Origin of the sequence: Promicromonospora sp. NPDC050880, assembly GCF_044456525.1 — a bacterium.
GTDB lineage: Bacteria > Actinomycetota > Actinomycetes > Actinomycetales > Cellulomonadaceae > Promicromonospora.
On sequence record NZ_JBITFV010000023.1, the window covers coordinates 35,506 to 50,404 of the forward strand.

The following is a 14,899-nucleotide window of genomic DNA, read 5'->3' on the forward strand; positions in this document are numbered from 1 at the left end:
AAATAACCACAGGTCGGGCGCGAGCGCAAGGGTCGGCGAGGTGGTTGCTTGACAATGGAAATAAATTCGTGGAGCGTTCGACGCGCTCCACCCGCCCCGAGACCCCTGGTGACCTCCCATGCTCAAGCACACAGCCGTGCCCGGACCCTGGACCCTGCACGCCGAGACACCTGCGCCGGACGCCGACGCCGGCGTCCTCGCCCACCTGCCTGTCACCGCGACGGTTCCCGGCACCGTCCACACCGACCTCCTGGCCGCGGGGCTGATCGACGACCCGTACCTGGACCGCAACGAGCTCCTGACCCCCTGGATCGGGCGCTCGCGCTGGCGGTACGAGACGACGCTGCCCGAGCCGTCGTCCGCCGAGCGCACCGACCTCGTGCTCGACGGGCTGGACACGCTCGCCACGGTGACCGTGGGCGGCGTCGAGCGGCTGCGGACCCGGAACATGTTCCGTTCCTACCGGGTGCCGCTGGACCCGGCGGACGGCGCCGGCCTCGCGGTGACCTTCGACTCGCCCTGGGGGCCGTTCGACGACCTGGACGACGAGGAGCGGCGCGCGTTCGACTCGCCGTCGGCCCACATCCGCAAGATGGCCTGCAACTTCGGCTGGGACTGGGGCCCCACGCTGGCCACGGCCGGCCTCTGGCGCCCGGTGCGCATCGAGTCGTGGTCGGTCGCACGCCTCGCCGAGACCCGCGTGGAGGTGCGCGCCGAGCAGGACGCCGCCGGCTGGCGCGGCGTCGTCGAGGTGGGTGTCGAGCTGGAACGGACGACCACGGCGCACGACGTCGGGCTGGTGGTGCGGGTCGCCGGCCGTGCGGTCGACGTGGTGGTGCCCGCGGCGCAGACGGCGGCGCAGGTGACCGTCGAGGTGCCCCTCGGGGAGGACGACCTGTGGTGGCCGCGCGGCTCGGGCGACCAGCCGCTCCACGACGTCGCGGTCCGGCTGACCGACCGGGAGACGGGTGAGCCCCTCGACGCGGCGGACCGGCGCGTCGGCTTCCGCTCCGTCGAGGTGCGCCGCGAGCCGGACGCGGACGGGGAGTCGTTCGCGTTCGTCGTCAACGGCCGCCCCGTCGCGGCGCTCGGCTTCAACTGGATCCCGGACGACTGCTTCCCGCACCGCGTCACGCACGACGACGTCGCCGCCCGCCTGCGCGATGCCGCCGAGGCGAACGCCAACATCCTGCGCGTGTGGGGCGGCGGCCTGTACGAGTCCGACGACTTCTACGCGCAGTGCGACGAGCTCGGCTTCCTGGTCTGGCAGGACTTCGCCTTCGCGTGCGCGCCGTACCCGGAGCACGAGTGGATGCTGGCGGAGGTCGAGGCGGAGGCGCGCGAGAACGTGGTGCGGCTGATGTCGCACCCCTCGCTGGTGATCTGGAACGGCAACAACGAGAACTGGCTCGGCTGGGACGACTGGGGCTGGAAGGAGCGCCTCGGCGACCGGCCCTGGGGCGAGCGGTACTACCTGGAGGTGCTGCCGCGCGTCGTGGCCGAGGTGAGCCCGCACGCCTTCTACTGGCCCGGCAGCCCGTACTCCGGCACCCCGGAGGTGTACTCCAACGACCGCTCGCGCGGCGTGGTGCACCTGTGGGACGGCTGGAACGAGCAGGGCTACCAGGTCTTCCTGGAGGACCGGGCGCGGTTCGTCTCCGAGTTCGGCTGGCAGGGACCGCCCGCCTGGCGCACCCTCACCGACGCCGTGCACGACGACCCGCTGACGCCGTCGTCCGAGGGCGTGCTGCACCACCAGAAGGCGGTGGACGGCTCGCTCAAGCTGTCGCGCGGCCTGGCCCCGTACCTCGACGAGCCCACGGACATGACGGACTGGCACTGGGCGATGCAGCTCAACCAGGCGCGCGCCCTGACCTTCGCGATCGAGCACTTCCGCTCGCTGCGACCGGTGAACATGGGCTCGATCGTGTGGCAGCTCAACGACTGCTGGCCGGTCGCCTCCTGGGCGGTGGTCGACTCGGCCGGGCGCCGCCGCCCGGCGTGGTTCGCGGTGCGCGCCGCGTTCGCGCCCCGGCTCGCCACCATCCAGCCGCGGGCCGGCGGCCTCACGCTCGTCCTGGTGAACGACACCGGCCGGCCCTGGTCGGGCTCCGCGACGGTGCGCCGCCGCGGGCTGGACGGCCGGGTGCTGGCCGAGCAGCCCGTCACGTTCGAGGCCGGGCCCGTGGCGAGCACGACCGTGCCGCTCGACCCCGCCCTGAGCGTCCCGGGCGACCCGGCCGCCGAGCTCCTGGTGGCCGACGTCGACGGCGCGGCCCGGGCGTGGCGGTACTTCGCGGTGGACCGTGACCTGGCCTACCCCGCCCCCCGGCTCGACGTCACGACGGCCGCGCCGGCCGGCGGCGACGTCGACGTGACGGTCACGACCGATGCGTTCGTGCGCGACCTGACGGTCCACGCCGACCGGCTCGGCGCGGCGGCGTCGGCGAGCGACGCGCTGGTCACGCTGCTGCCGGGGGAGTCGGTGACCTTCCGCGTCGCGGGCGGCGACCCCGGGGTCGTGGCCGGGCTCCACGGCCAGGCGCCGGTCGTGCGGCACGCGGGGGACCTGGTGGGCTAGCCCCGGCGCGAGCCCTGCGCGGTGCCTACGCGCCGCCGACGGTCCTGGTCAGGGGCGTCGGCGGCGCGTCCGCGCGGTGCTGAAGGTCCACGCGGTGCGTGCCGCAGGTGGCGCAGCGCACGTAGACCACGTGGCCCACGGAGGTCGCGTGCCGGGAGCCGGTGGTCCAGGAGTGCTCGTGCGGCATGGTCGTCGTCATGCCGCCCACGATGCTGTAATGGCCTTGTGCATCTCAACCCTTACGGAGAGTACGCGGTGCTGCTCGCCGCGTCCCTCGCCGACGACTGGCCCGCCGACCGCGCGGGGATCGAGGCCCGGACACGCGACTTCGGCATGACGATGGAGTTCCGGGAGTCGCCCGACGACCACGCGCTGACCCGGCTCGCGATCGACGACTGGCTGCTGGTCGTGGACGCCACCGACCCCGCCGAGCGGGCCGCGCTCCTGAACGCCCAGATGGCCGCCGTCGCGGCCTACCCGCGCCTCACCGACCACGACGGCGAGGGCTGGCACCTGCACTACCGGGACGACAACCAGGTGCTGTCCGCGGTGCTGCGCGCCGTGATCGGCGTCGGGACGTCGTTGCACCTGGTCACCCGCGGGATGCACCGGCTCGGACGGTGCGCCTCGTCGCCCTGCGCGAACGTCGTCGTCGACGTGACGCGCAACGGGCGGCAGCGGTACTGCTCGGTGCGGTGCGCCAACCGTGCCGCCGTACGGCGGCACCGCGAGCGCACCGCCCCTGAGCCGCCTGCAAGACTGCGCCCATGAAGCTGCACGAACGGATCGAGGGCCGGCTGCGCGAGTTCGTCGATCGACAGCCCATGTTCTTCGTGGCGACCGCGCCCCTCGCGGCGGACGGCCACGTCAACGTCTCACCCCGGGGCATCCCCGGCACCTTCGCCGTGCTGGACGACCACACGTTCGCCTGGCTGGACGGCACCGGCAGCGGCAGCGAGACGGTGGCGCACCTGCGGGAGAACGGCCGCATCACCGTGATGTTCTGCGCCTTCGAGGACGCGCCGAACATCGTGCGGTTCCACGGCACGGGCCGCACGGTGACCCGGTACGACGACGAGTACCCGGCGCTCGCCGCCCGGTTCACGGACGTGCCCGGCGCCCGCGCGGTCATCGTGGTCGACGTCGAGCGCGTCTCGGACAGCTGCGGCTGGGGCGTTCCGCTCATGTCCTACGAGGGCGAGCGCGACCTGGTCGGGCCGTACTTCGAGCGCAAGGGGGAGGCCGGGCAGCGGGAGTACCGGCGCCGGAAGAACCGGACGAGCATCGACGGTCTGCCGGCCTACGACGTGGACCCGGTCGACACCCCGGCGACCTGACCCACAGGACGTCGTCCCACGGCGGATGTCAGTGGCAGGGGGCAGGATCGGAGACAGCAGAACCGACCTGGAGGACGCCATGGCTGACACACCCGCCCCACCCCGTACCTATCCCCACGGCGTGCCCTGCTGGGTGGACCTGGAGACGGAGAGCGTCGACGCGGCGCTCGCGTTCTACGGCGGGCTCTTCGGCTGGCACTTCACGGAGATGCTGCCCGCCGGCGCGCCGGGGCGGTACGCGGTCGCGTCGCTGGACGGCACGTCCGCCACGTCCGTCGCCGCCGTCGCGACACCCGCTCCGGGCTTCGACGGCGAGGTGGCGTGGCACACGTACCTCGCGGTGGACGACGTCGACGCCGCCGCGGCCCGCGTCGCCGGACTCGGCGGCGTGGTGAGCTCCGCCCCCGAGGACGTCGGGCCCCCGGGTCAGCGCGCGGGTCGCACGGCCCGGATCGTCGACGCGCAGGGAGCGCCCGGCCGCCTGTGGCAGGCGGGCACCCGGCTCGGCGCCCAGGCCGTCAACGCTCCCGGCACGTGGAACTTCAGCAACCTGATCACCCCGGACGTCGACGGCGCCCTGCGGTTCTACGGGCCGCTGCTCGGCTGGGAGCGCAGCGACGACCTCGGGGCGGGCATGGCACGCGTGCCCGGGTACGGCGACCACCTGGCACGCACGGTCGACCCGCACATCCGGGAGCGCCAGGAGTTCGTGCCACCCGCGTTCGCCGACGTCGTGGCCGGGGTGCTGCCGGGCGACGGGCCGGCCCACTGGTCGGTGGCCTTCGCGGTCGCCGACCGGGACGCGTCGGCCGCGACCGCCCAACGGGCCGGCGCGACCGTGCTGCGGACCGAGGACGGTGAGTGGAGCAAGGAAGCGACCATCCGGGACCCGTTCGGCGCCGAGCTCGTACTGGCGCAGTTCGACCCGCCGGAGTCCTACCTGGAGGCCGAGCGGCAGGCGGGCAGGGCCTGAGCCGGACGCCCGCCCGCCCAGGATGCCCGGACCGTACCGCGCCGCAGGTACGTCGCTACGCCGCACCGTCGCTACGCCGCACCGTCGCTACGCCGCAAACATGTACCGTCCCGAGCCGACCTGGACCAGGACGGCACCGTCCTCCGCCCGGACGTCCGTGACGCCCGCTGCGCGGTGCAAGGGGCGGCCCTGCTCGGTGACGGTGGCCGGGTCGGGGACGGGCAGACGCACGGTCGCCGTGGCTCCGACGGGGACGGTCACCTCCAGCCGGAGCCGGCCGCCCGTGCGGCGCCACGCGCTGGCGACGGTGCCGTACGGCGTGCGGACCGACGCGCTCGCCCGGTCCAGGTGCCCGGTGACCGCGGGGGCGATCGTGATGTCCCGGAACCCGGTCTCGGGCGAGGCCTGGATGCCGGCCACGTGCTGGTAGAACCAGTCGTCCACGGTGCCGAGGAAGTAGTGGCCGTACGAGCGGGCCTCCCGTGACCAGTGCTCCCACATCGTGGTGGCGCCGTTCTCGATCATGTACCCCCAGCTCGGGTACGCGGTCTGCACGGCGAGCTCGTAGGCCACGTCGGCGTGCCCGTGCCGGGTGAGCACCGGCAGCAGCCACTTCGTGCCGAGCACGCCCGTGTTGAGCGTCGTGCCCTTGGCGCGCACGTCGGCCACGATGCTGTCGACGACCCGCCGGGTCGTGGCGGCGTCGGGCACCAGGCCGAACTCCACGGCGAGCACGTTGTGCGTCTGCCGGTAGCCGCGGTCGCCGGTGCCCCGGTAGCAGCCGGCGGCCGGGTCGAGGAACGCGTCGTTGAAGGCGGTCCTGATCGTGGCGGCGTTCCGGGCGAAGTGCTCCACGTCGGCCGTCCGGCCGAGGAACCCGGCGCTGCGCCGCATGGAGGTGGTCATCGCGTACAGGAACGCCGTGGCGGAGACCCGGAGGTCCTCCGGCGCGTTGCCGCCCGCGGGGCTCGCCTCGGGGCTGACCCAGTCGCCGAGGCGGGCGTCGGGCACGATGCCGCCCTGGGAACGTTCGAACTCCAGGTCGACGTACCGCTTCATGCCGTCGTAGCAGTCGGTCAGCACGCGGGTGTCGCCGCCGTACTGGTAGAGCCACCAGGGGATCATCACGTACGCCGCGTGCCACGGCGGGCACACGCCCCACTCGCCCCAGTCGCCGGAGCTCGGCGCGATGACCAGGGGGCGGCCCTGTTCGTCACGGGTCTCGTGCACGTCACGCAGCCACTTGGCGAACAGCTCGTGCACGTCGAGGTTCAGCAGGAACATCTCCGCGCCCACGGCGGCGTCGCCCGTCCAGCCGTTCTTCTCGAACATCGGGGTGTCGGTCGGGATGCCGTGGATGTTGTTGGTCAGCGTGTCCACCAGGGCCCGGTGGGTGCGGTTCATGATCTCGCTGGAGCTGTCGAACGACCCGGTCTCGCGGGCCGCCGTGTGCACCACCTGCGCCGTGAAGGCGGACAGGGGCGGCGGACCGTCCTGCGGCCACCCGGTGACCTCGACGTACTGGAAGCCCTTGTACGAGAACCGCGGCTCCCACGTCTCCGCCTGCCCGGTGCCGGCCAGGGTGAAGCGGTCGGTCTGGAAGCCGGCCTGGAACCCGCCGTTGTTGCTCAGGTTCACGCGCCCGGCCGCCGTGAGCTTCTCACCGTGCGCCGCCCGGATCGTGGTCCCGGCCGGACCCGTGGCGGTGTACCGCACCCAGCCCGCGAGCACCCGGGGGAACTTCACCACGTAGACACCCGGATCGGGCTCGGTCACCTCGACGGCGGACAGCGACTCGATCACCTCGATCGGCTGCTGGCGCTGGTTGACCAGCACGCCGCGCGGGCCCGGCGCCGTCGACGCGGGCGCCCACGCGCCGTCGTCGAACCCGGCCGTGTCCCAGCCCGGAACGGCCTCGCGGGCGTCGTAGGCCTCGCCGCCGTACAGGTCGTCGAACACCGTGGGCCCCGCGGTCAGGCGCCACGTCGTGTCCGTGACCACGTGCTCGACCCGGCCGCCGGCGTACTCCAGGTACAGCACCGCACGCACCACGGGCTCGTCGTGCCAGGGCGGCGCCTCCCACCGCCAGACGTTGCCGCCCGTCATCCCGTAGAACCCGCGGCCCAGCTCGACGCCCAGCGCGTTGCGGCCCGGACGCAGCCGCCGGGTCAGGTCGGTCGCGGTGTACTGCACGGTGTCGTCGTAGTCGGTGAACCCCGGTGCGAGCACGCTGTCGTCGGCGGGCGCGCCGTTCAGCGACACGTTCGCGTACCCGCCCGCGGCCAGGTACAGCGTGGCGCGCTCGAGACCGGGCCCCACCTCGACCTCCCGGCGCAGCAGCGGCGCGGGCAGCGGGTCCCGCACCGGGAGCCGGACACCCCGGCCCCACGGGCCCGAGCCGTAGACGGCGATCTCGGCGGCCTGGTCCCAGCCGGAGTCGTCCAGGTCCGGCCGCGCGAAGTCCGCCGGGAAGTCCGTCGCGGCCTTCCAGGCGCTCCCGGACGTGAGCGTCGCCGTCGACCCGTCCGAGTACGTCAGGCGGACGACGGCGAGCACCGCCCCCGCGCTGACCGCGTCGTTCGTGCCCCGGACGGCCACGACCGTGGTGTCCCCGGACAGCTCGGCCGTGACGAAGCGGGAGGACTGCCAGCCGTTCTCGGCCGGCTCGGTCGACCCCGTCTCGGCGCCGTCCACCCAGAGCGTGAACGAGTCGTCGGCCGTGACCAGCACCTCGGCCCGGGTCGCGGACGTGCCCTCCGGGGCGGCCCGGACGATCCGGAACGCCCGGTCCTGGCCGGCCAGCTCGCCCTCGGCCGCCCACATCCACAGGGCGCCGTCGAAGGTCAGGTCGGTGACCTGGCCCGGGCCGCGCTCGTTGCCGATCCACGCCGCCCCGGCCCAGTCGGCGTCCGTGTACAGGCCGGTGCGGAAGGCCGCCGTCGTCGTGCTCGTGCCGTGCGTCGTGACCACGTCCACGCGCCAGGTGTGGTCCGTGGCGGCGCGCAGCGCGGGCCCGTCGTACTCGACGTTCGCCGACTCCCGCGACCGGACGACCCCGCTGTCCCACACCGTGCGCGGGCGCTGCCCGCCCGTGCTGACGCGCAGCCGGTAGGACACCTGCTCCACGCCGCGTCCGTCCGCCTCGACGGTCCACGAGAAACGGGGACGGCCGACGTCGATGCCGAGCGGTCCGGTCTTCTTCTCGACGAGCGGCTCGGTCAGCCGCACCGCGCCGGCGGCACCCGGGCCTGGCGCCTGGCCGGCCGGCACGGCGGTGGCGGGAGCGGCGGTGACGGGTAGCGCGGCCGCGGTGGTCGCGACGCCGGCGGTCTTCAGGAACAGTCTGCGGTCCACGGTCATGACGCCTCCAGGCGTGTGCGGTGAGAAAGCGAGCACCATTGCAACGTTTCAAAACGCGTGCGTCAGTGTAGGGGCGACCGGGTGCCCGCCGCCAGGGTGTGCGGCGGATAACCGCAGGTGGCGTGCCGAGATCTGACGACGTCGTGCGGATGGACCACGGCGTCCGGCCCGGGCGCCGGTGCATGGAAGGCTGGGCCCGTCCCGCTCGCCGTCCCGCACCGGAAAGAGACCATGGAACACGACCAGCTCGTCGCCCCGGCCCAGGCCCGCATCATGTCCACCTACCTCACGTGCGAGCTCGCCACCGTGACGCGGTCCGGAATGCCGATCGCCTGGCCGGTCACCGGGGTGTGGCGCCCCGACGACCAGGCCTTCGTGGTCTCGACGTCGATCGGGTTCCCGCAGAAGGCGTTCAACGTCCGCCGCGACCCGCACGTCGCCCTGCTCTTCTCCGACCCGACGGGCAGCGGGCTCGACGGCGAAGGGCAGGTCCTGATCCAGGGCGTGGCCGAGTGCGCGGACGAGATCGAGACCCGGTTCTCGCGCAACGCCGACCTCTGGGAGCGCGTCTCGCGCGCCCAGCCCTCCGCGCGGGCGCTGTCGGCGGGGTGGCTCGCCCGCCGGCTCATGGACGTCTACTACATGCGGCTGGTCATCACGGTGACGCCGACGGCCGTCACGGCCCGCCCGCCGCTGCCCGGCGCCGCCCCGGTGCCCGCGCCCTCGCCGCTCGCGGTACCCGCCGTGCCGGGCGTGCCGGAGCCCTTCGCCGGCGAGCTGGCCGGCTTCACCAGCGCAGTCCTGGCCGGCCTGGACGACGCCGGGCACCCGACGCTCGACCGGGTGGTCCCCGAACCTGCTGACGGCGGGCTCCTGCTGCCCGGCTCCGCCGCGCAGCCCGGCCGAGCGAGCCTGCTGTTCCACCGGCACGACGAGCTGCTGGCCGCGCAGCGCAGCTTCGCCGTCGTCGGCGAGCTCGTCGAGAGCCCCCGTGGTTCCGTGCTCCGTCCGGAACGAGTGGCCGACGGGATCCAGCCCGCCGGGCTGGCGTCCACGGTCCGCATGGCACGAGGACTGCGGAAGCGGGCGCAGGCCTACCTGGACGCGCGGGGTCTGGAGCGGCCGGAGGTCCCGTGGGGCGAGCTCAAGGACATCTACGCGCGGGTGGACGCGGAGAACGCGGCGCGCTGATCCCGGCGACCGGGTCAGTCCTCGCGACCGGGTCAGTCCTCGCGACCGGGCCGCGACGAGCGCAGCCGCTTGGTGTCCGACCGCTGCCGCTTGGCCGTCAGCCGTCGTTCCTGCGACCCGCGGGTGGCTCGCGTCGCCTTGCGGGCGCGCGGGCCCGGGGCCAGTGCGTCGGCCACGAGGGCGGCCAGGCGCCGGGCGGCGGCGTCGCGGTTGCGCCGCTGTTCCCGGTGCTCGGAGGCGACGACGGTGAGCACGCCGCCGGTGAGGCGGTGCCCGAGCCGTTCGGTGAGCCGACGGAGCTGCTCCTCGCTCAGGACGGCGGAAGCCTGGAGGTCCCAGGTGAGCTCGACGCGCGAGTCGGTGGTGTTCACGCCCTGGCCGCCGGGCCCGGAGGAGCGGGAGAAGCGCTCGGTGAGCTCGGCTCGAGGGATGGTCAGCCCGGGGCTGACGACGAGGCCGGGTCGGACGGGGGACGGCATGGGGCCATCTTCCCAGGGGTGCGCCTCGCGGTCACGCAGATAATTCTTCGTCGCCATATAAATGGATCGCGGAAATGTCCAGCCAAAGCACCGAAGATTGCGTCAACGCACACGTGTCTGCGTCAGCGCAAAAGAAGCGAGCCCCTCTCGCGGAATTCCGCGAGAGGGGCTCGGCCGCTGGGGGAGTGATTCCAGCTCTGCTACCCGTCAGGGCAGGTCAGAGGCCCAGCAGGCAGAGAATCTGCTCCAGGGTGTAGCCCAGGTTGTCGAGCAGGTTCGAGACGATGTCAACGAGGGTCATGTGCGAGACCTTTCACATAATGGGGATCACGGACGATTGCCCGTGAGTCGAACTGTGTTCGCGTTCCATACGTTAAGCACCTGACACGGACACTGCAACGGGAAAGGGATATTAGTAGGTAAAGCGCGAAATGGTTGGCGCTGTGATAGTGGTCGCGACGCCGTCCGGTGCGCGCGGGAGACTGGGGCGCATGGCGACGACGAGCGCGGGCCTGCTGCCCTACCGGAGACTCCCTGACGGCGCGTTCGAGGTGCTGCTCGGACACATGGGCGGGCCGTTCTGGGCCCGCAAGGACGCGGGCTCCTGGACGGTGCTCAAGGGTGAGCTCGAACCCGGCGAGGACCCGCACGCAGCCGCGCTGCGCGAGGCGGGCGAGGAGCTCGGTCTGGAGCTGCCGGCCTCGACGGCCCCGGACGTCGAGCTGGGCGAGGTGCGCCAGCGCGCGGGCAAGAAGGTGCTCGCCTGGGCGCGCCAGTGGCCGTCGCCGGGGCCCGACCTGACCCGGATCACGAGCAACACGGTCCAGATCGAGTGGCCGCCGCGGTCGGGCCGGCAGATCGAGATCCCGGAGATCGACCGCGTCGCCTGGTTCGCGCCGGACGACGCGCGGCGGGTCGTGGTGGGGGCGCAGGCGGCGTTCGTCGACCGGCTGGGGGAGGTGCTCGCGCTCAGTGCAGGGTGAGCGCCGCGTTCGTGTCACGGGCACCTCGCTGTGCACGGTAGTGCGTGGCTCCACGGTCCGGGAGGAACCGGGGGCGGGGCCCGGCGCATCGCCGGGCCCCGCCCTCGTGAGGGGTGGTGGCGTCAGGGCTGGATCGTGGGCACGAAGTTGTCCAGGAGGAACTGGCCCTCCGCGCCCGGGGGCAGCTCACCCATGAACCGGGTGACGATCCCCGTGGCCGCGGACTGGACGTAGACCTGGAAGTCGATGGTCTGGACCGACGGGTCGGCCCAGTGCCCGGTCTGCGCGGCCGTGAGCACGGCCTCCGAGGCGCCCTCGACGTCGATGGAGGTGGCGTGGTAGCCGAGCTTGTTCAGCTCCTTCGGGTCCGGCATCTCCTGGGAGACGAAGGGGGACTGCACCAGGACCCGCCAGTGCAGGTCGCCGAACTCGTCGGAGACCGCGACCTCCGGCGACTCCCACTCGTGGCCGCTGCCGCCGTCGCCGACGATCGCCCGGCCGTCCCAGTCGGCCGGGACCTTGTAGCCGACGCTGTCGGTCTCGGTGGACTGCCAGGTGTCGGTCGCGCCCTCGGTGGGCTCGCCCAGATCGATCGGGATGCCGATCGGGTCGCACGGGCCCGCGGCCTGGCCCGGGGCGTGCGCGGAGGCTGCGGAGCAGGCCACAGCCGCGGGGGCGGCGCCGGCGACCGTCGCCGAACCCGCCGTGAGGCCGACGACGAGGGCGGACGTCAGGAGGATGGAGCGTGCCTTCTCGTGTGTGTGTCTCATGACTACTAGGACGCAGCGGGTGCCCGGTGGGTTGTCCCAGGTCCTAGGCGGTGACGACGAGCTCTCCGTCGACCAGCCGGAGCTCGCGCGGCCACGGCTGCGTCGCCAGGGTCTCCTCGACCCAGACCGACAGCAGCGCCAAGGCAGTCCAGACGCGGTCACGGCCGGGCCACACCGCGGCCAGGTCCTCCATGTCCAGGTCCTCGGCGAAGGTCCGGAGGTCGTCGTCCGTCACGATCAGACGGATCGGCGGGCCGCCCGTGTGTCCTGCCCACCGGTGGATCTCGAGGTGCGGTCCGGCCGGGACGACCTCGGTGCCGGGGTCCAGTGACCACTGCTCCACGAGCTGCTCGCGCATCGGCTCAGTATCAGCGGAGGAAGCCGGGTCGACGAACGCGGGAAGCCGGCCGAGGGGGTGCGAGCGTGCCTCGACCTTCCCCTAGGCTGACGCCGTGTCGCTCTCGCTCTGGCTCGCCCTGGTCGGCGCGGGCGTGCTGATCTCCCTCACGCCCGGCGCAGGTGCCATCAACACCATGTCGAACGCGATGACCTCCGGCTGGGCGCGGTCCATCTGGGGCATCCTCGGGCAGCAGCTCGCGCTGCTCGTGCACCTCGTGGTCGTCGCGGCAGGGGTCGGCGTGCTGGTCGCTGGCACGCCGTGGCTGTTCGACACCATCCGGTACGCCGGTGCCGCCTACCTGGTCTACCTCGGCGTGCGGCAGTTCCTCGCCCGCCCGGGTGCGGGCACCGACGTCGCCGGCGGTGCCCGGGTGCGCGAGCCGGCCTGGTCGATGTTCCGGCGCGGGCTCATGGTGAACCTCCTGAACCCGAAGGCGATCGTGTTCTTCCTGGCGTTCGTCCCGCAGTTCGTGCGGCCCGACCGGCCGCTGGTGGGCCAGTACGCCGTCCTCGCCGCGACCGTCGTGGTCATCGATGTCGTGGTCATGTGGTTCTTCTTCGCCACGACGGCGCGCGGCCTCGGCCGCCTGACGGCGGGCGAGTCGGGGTCGAAGGTCGTCAACCGCGTGTTCGGCAGCCTGTTCGTGGGCGTCGGGGTGCTGCTCGCGGTCATGCACTGACGCCGGCGTCGGACGCCGTCCTCACCGCACCCCCAGCGCCCCGCGGCCGACCCCGTCCGGCACCTCCAGCACGTGCCGCACGAGGCGTTCCAGCACCGCGATCCCGTCCGCCGAGAGCACCGACTCCAGGTGCCCCTGGACGGAGGCGACCCCGGGACCGTGCAGCGCCGTGAGCACCCCGTCGGCGTCGACCGACGGCTCCAGCGCGAGCCGGGCCACGGGGTTGTCGGCGGCGAGCGTGGTCACGTACGCGCCGAAGGTGTTGTAGTAGCCGACGGCGGCCGTGGTGCCGAGCACGTCGGCGTCGAGCCGCACGCCCTGCCGCGGGGCGGGCAGCGGACGGACCGGGAATCCGGCGAGCCCGGCGAGCACCTGGTGGCTCAGGCAGACGGCGAGGAGCGGGCGGCCCGCGGCGACGCGTTCGTGGATCCGCCGCGTGACGGCGGCGATGCGGGGGTCGTCGTGGTCGCGGGGGTCGCCCGGACCGGGGCCGAGCACGACCAGGTCCGCGGCGAGCACGTCGTCCACGGCGTCCCACCGGACCACGCGGGCGTTCATGCCCAGGTGGCCCAGCTGGTGGGCGAGCATCGTCGTGAACTGGTCCTCGTGGTCGACCACCAGCACGTCCCGCCCGGTGAGCGACGAGGGCTCGGGAGCAGCCACGGCGGTGTCCTGCGGTCGCACCCAGAACTCGGCGAGCTGCCCGTTGCGGACGGCCAGCGCCTCGGCCACGCCCTCCTGCGCGTTCAGGTCGACCACGGCGTCGGGCGCCGCGCCGCGCGGCACCAGCCCGAGGGAGGAGAGCACCCCGGCGGCCTTGGCCCGGGTCTCGGCCACCTCGTGCTCCGGTACGGAGTGCCGCACCAGGGTGGCCCCGGCGGGGACGGTCACGCGGCCGCCGTCGTGCAGGTAGGCCGTGCGGATGAGGATCGGGGCGTCGAGCGAGTACCCGCCCGAGGCGCCGTCCGGCTCGAAGAGGGCGAGGAAGCCCGAGTAGTAGCCGCGCGGGCGCGTCTCGTGCCGGGCGATGACCGTGCAGGCGTTCTCCATGGGCGACCCGGTCACGGTGGGCGCGAACATCGTCAGCCGCAGGGCCTCGCGCGGGTCCACGGCGGTACGGCCCTCCAGCAGGTACTCGGTGTGGCTGAGCCGGGCCATCTGCTTGAGGTACGGGCCCACGATGCGCCCGCCGTCCGGGCAGAGCGCGCTCATCATCTTCATCTCCTCGTCGACCACCATGAAGAGCTCCTCGTTCTCCTTGGTGTCGCGCAGGAAGTCCAGCACCCCCTCGCGCGTGGGGCCCGACGCCGGGTGCCGGTAGGTGCCGCTGATCGGGTTCATGCGGGCGACGCCGTCGCGCAGGGTGAGGTGCCGCTCGGGGGTGGCGCCCGCCAGGGCCAAAGGAGCGCCGGGCCCCGGGACGTGCACCGCGAACGTCCAGTACGAGCCGACCTCGTGGGTGAGCAGCGCCCGGAACCACGACGTCAGCGTGGGCACCGGTGCCGCGTCGGTCCGGGCCTCGAAGCTGCGCATCACCACGAAGTTGGCGCCGGCGCCCTGCCCGATCTCGTCGTCGATCACGCGGCGCACGATCCCCGCGTACTCGTCGTCGGGGGTGTCGAAGCCGAGCGGCTCGGCCGCCACGGGCTCGGGCGGCAGCGCGGCGAGCGCGTCCGGCAGCGCGACCCGCTCCGACTCGCGGACCACCAGGCAGCGCAGCGGGGCGCCGTCGTCGTGCACGGTGAAGCCGCGCTCGCGGGCCTGTCGGTACGGGACGACGGCGAGCACCGGCGCGCCGTCCAGCGGGATGTCCCGCAGCAGGTCGGCGTCGACGACGTCACCGGTCAGCACCTCGACCTCGGTGCCGCCGTGGCGGCGCAGGAGGGCGAAGGGGAGCGAGCCGTCGGAGGTCAGGACCCGGTCCAGGAGCGGGTGCGGGCCGGCGGAGCCAGGGTGGTGGGACATGCGGGGCCTCTCGGTTCGGGGTGCTCGACCCGAACCGGGAGCCTCGTGGGGAACACGAAACGACCGCCTCGGGCGAGGCGGTCGTGGACGTGTGAGTGGATGCGTCGCGAGCCCGCCTAGTCGGCGGGCCACCAGTCCAGGCAGATGCGGGGCGACGTCATGGCCGGAACGTTAGCCGTGC

The 14,899-nt window shown here is 73.4% G+C and carries 13 protein-coding genes; 7 read left to right on the forward strand and 6 right to left on the reverse strand.

The features are described from left to right. The first annotated feature begins 118 nt into the window (after window positions 1-118). Window positions 119-2,581: a glycoside hydrolase family 2 protein gene (locus ACIBBF_RS23750; protein WP_397418394.1), complete on the forward strand. Its 2,463-nt coding sequence runs from the start codon at window positions 119-121 to the stop codon at window positions 2,579-2,581. A gap of 25 nt (window positions 2,582-2,606) precedes the next feature. Here ACIBBF_RS23750 and ACIBBF_RS23755 read toward each other — a convergent pair whose 3' ends face one another. After that, a complete protein-coding gene (locus tag ACIBBF_RS23755) occupies window positions 2,607-2,780 on the reverse strand; it encodes a hypothetical protein (RefSeq protein ID WP_397418396.1) in 174 nt (57 codons plus the stop codon). A gap of 26 nt (window positions 2,781-2,806) precedes the next feature. Between ACIBBF_RS23755 and ACIBBF_RS23760 the strand changes: the two genes are divergently transcribed. From ACIBBF_RS23760 to ACIBBF_RS23770, 3 genes are all read left to right on the forward strand, one after another. Further along, complete coding sequence (locus tag ACIBBF_RS23760; protein ID WP_397418398.1) at window positions 2,807-3,352, forward strand: CGNR zinc finger domain-containing protein; 546 nt, start codon at window positions 2,807-2,809, stop codon at window positions 3,350-3,352. Continuing rightward, window positions 3,349-3,918 (forward strand): pyridoxamine 5'-phosphate oxidase family protein, encoded by a 570-nt coding sequence (locus ACIBBF_RS23765; RefSeq protein WP_397418400.1) that lies wholly within the window; start codon window positions 3,349-3,351, stop codon window positions 3,916-3,918. Before ACIBBF_RS23760 ends, ACIBBF_RS23765 begins: the two co-directional genes overlap by 4 nt. 79 nt (window positions 3,919-3,997) lie before the next feature. Beyond that, window positions 3,998-4,891 (forward strand): VOC family protein, encoded by an 894-nt coding sequence (locus tag ACIBBF_RS23770; protein WP_397418402.1) that lies wholly within the window; start codon window positions 3,998-4,000, stop codon window positions 4,889-4,891. 87 nt (window positions 4,892-4,978) lie between these two features. On the opposite strand, the gene ACIBBF_RS23775 is transcribed toward ACIBBF_RS23770, so the two are convergent. Next, on the reverse strand, window positions 4,979-8,245 hold the full coding sequence (locus tag ACIBBF_RS23775; RefSeq protein WP_397418404.1) for a family 78 glycoside hydrolase catalytic domain: 3,267 nt from the start codon (window positions 8,243-8,245) through the stop codon (window positions 4,979-4,981). 237 nt (window positions 8,246-8,482) lie between these two features. Between ACIBBF_RS23775 and ACIBBF_RS23780 the strand changes: the two genes are divergently transcribed. After that, window positions 8,483-9,442: a pyridoxamine 5'-phosphate oxidase family protein gene (locus ACIBBF_RS23780; protein WP_397418406.1), complete on the forward strand. Its 960-nt coding sequence runs from the start codon at window positions 8,483-8,485 to the stop codon at window positions 9,440-9,442. 32 nt (window positions 9,443-9,474) lie between these two features. Here ACIBBF_RS23780 and arfB read toward each other — a convergent pair whose 3' ends face one another. Next, a complete protein-coding gene (gene arfB / locus ACIBBF_RS23785; protein WP_397418408.1) occupies window positions 9,475-9,921 on the reverse strand; it encodes an alternative ribosome rescue aminoacyl-tRNA hydrolase ArfB in 447 nt (148 codons plus the stop codon). A 491-nt stretch (window positions 9,922-10,412) separates the two neighbouring features. Here arfB and ACIBBF_RS23790 point away from each other — a divergent pair, with 491 nt between their 5' ends. Next, window positions 10,413-10,904: an NUDIX domain-containing protein gene (locus tag ACIBBF_RS23790; RefSeq protein ID WP_397418410.1), complete on the forward strand. Its 492-nt coding sequence runs from the start codon at window positions 10,413-10,415 to the stop codon at window positions 10,902-10,904. 122 nt (window positions 10,905-11,026) lie between these two features. Here ACIBBF_RS23790 and ACIBBF_RS23795 read toward each other — a convergent pair whose 3' ends face one another. Together ACIBBF_RS23795 and ACIBBF_RS23800 are read right to left on the reverse strand one after the other, a co-directional pair. Next, window positions 11,027-11,674 (reverse strand): hypothetical protein, encoded by a 648-nt coding sequence (locus ACIBBF_RS23795; RefSeq protein ID WP_397418412.1) that lies wholly within the window; start codon window positions 11,672-11,674, stop codon window positions 11,027-11,029. Between the two features lie 43 nt (window positions 11,675-11,717). After that, window positions 11,718-12,032: a hypothetical protein gene (locus tag ACIBBF_RS23800; RefSeq protein ID WP_397418414.1), complete on the reverse strand. Its 315-nt coding sequence runs from the start codon at window positions 12,030-12,032 to the stop codon at window positions 11,718-11,720. A 94-nt stretch (window positions 12,033-12,126) separates the two neighbouring features. Between ACIBBF_RS23800 and ACIBBF_RS23805 the strand changes: the two genes are divergently transcribed. After that, window positions 12,127-12,753, forward strand: coding sequence for a LysE family transporter (locus tag ACIBBF_RS23805; protein WP_397418416.1), 627 nt, complete (start codon window positions 12,127-12,129; stop codon window positions 12,751-12,753). Between the two features lie 21 nt (window positions 12,754-12,774). Here the strand turns inward: ACIBBF_RS23805 and ACIBBF_RS23810 are convergent, their stop codons facing one another. After that, window positions 12,775-14,718 (reverse strand): chorismate-binding protein, encoded by a 1,944-nt coding sequence (locus ACIBBF_RS23810; RefSeq protein WP_397418418.1) that lies wholly within the window; start codon window positions 14,716-14,718, stop codon window positions 12,775-12,777. Between the last annotated feature and the right edge of the window lie 181 nt (window positions 14,719-14,899).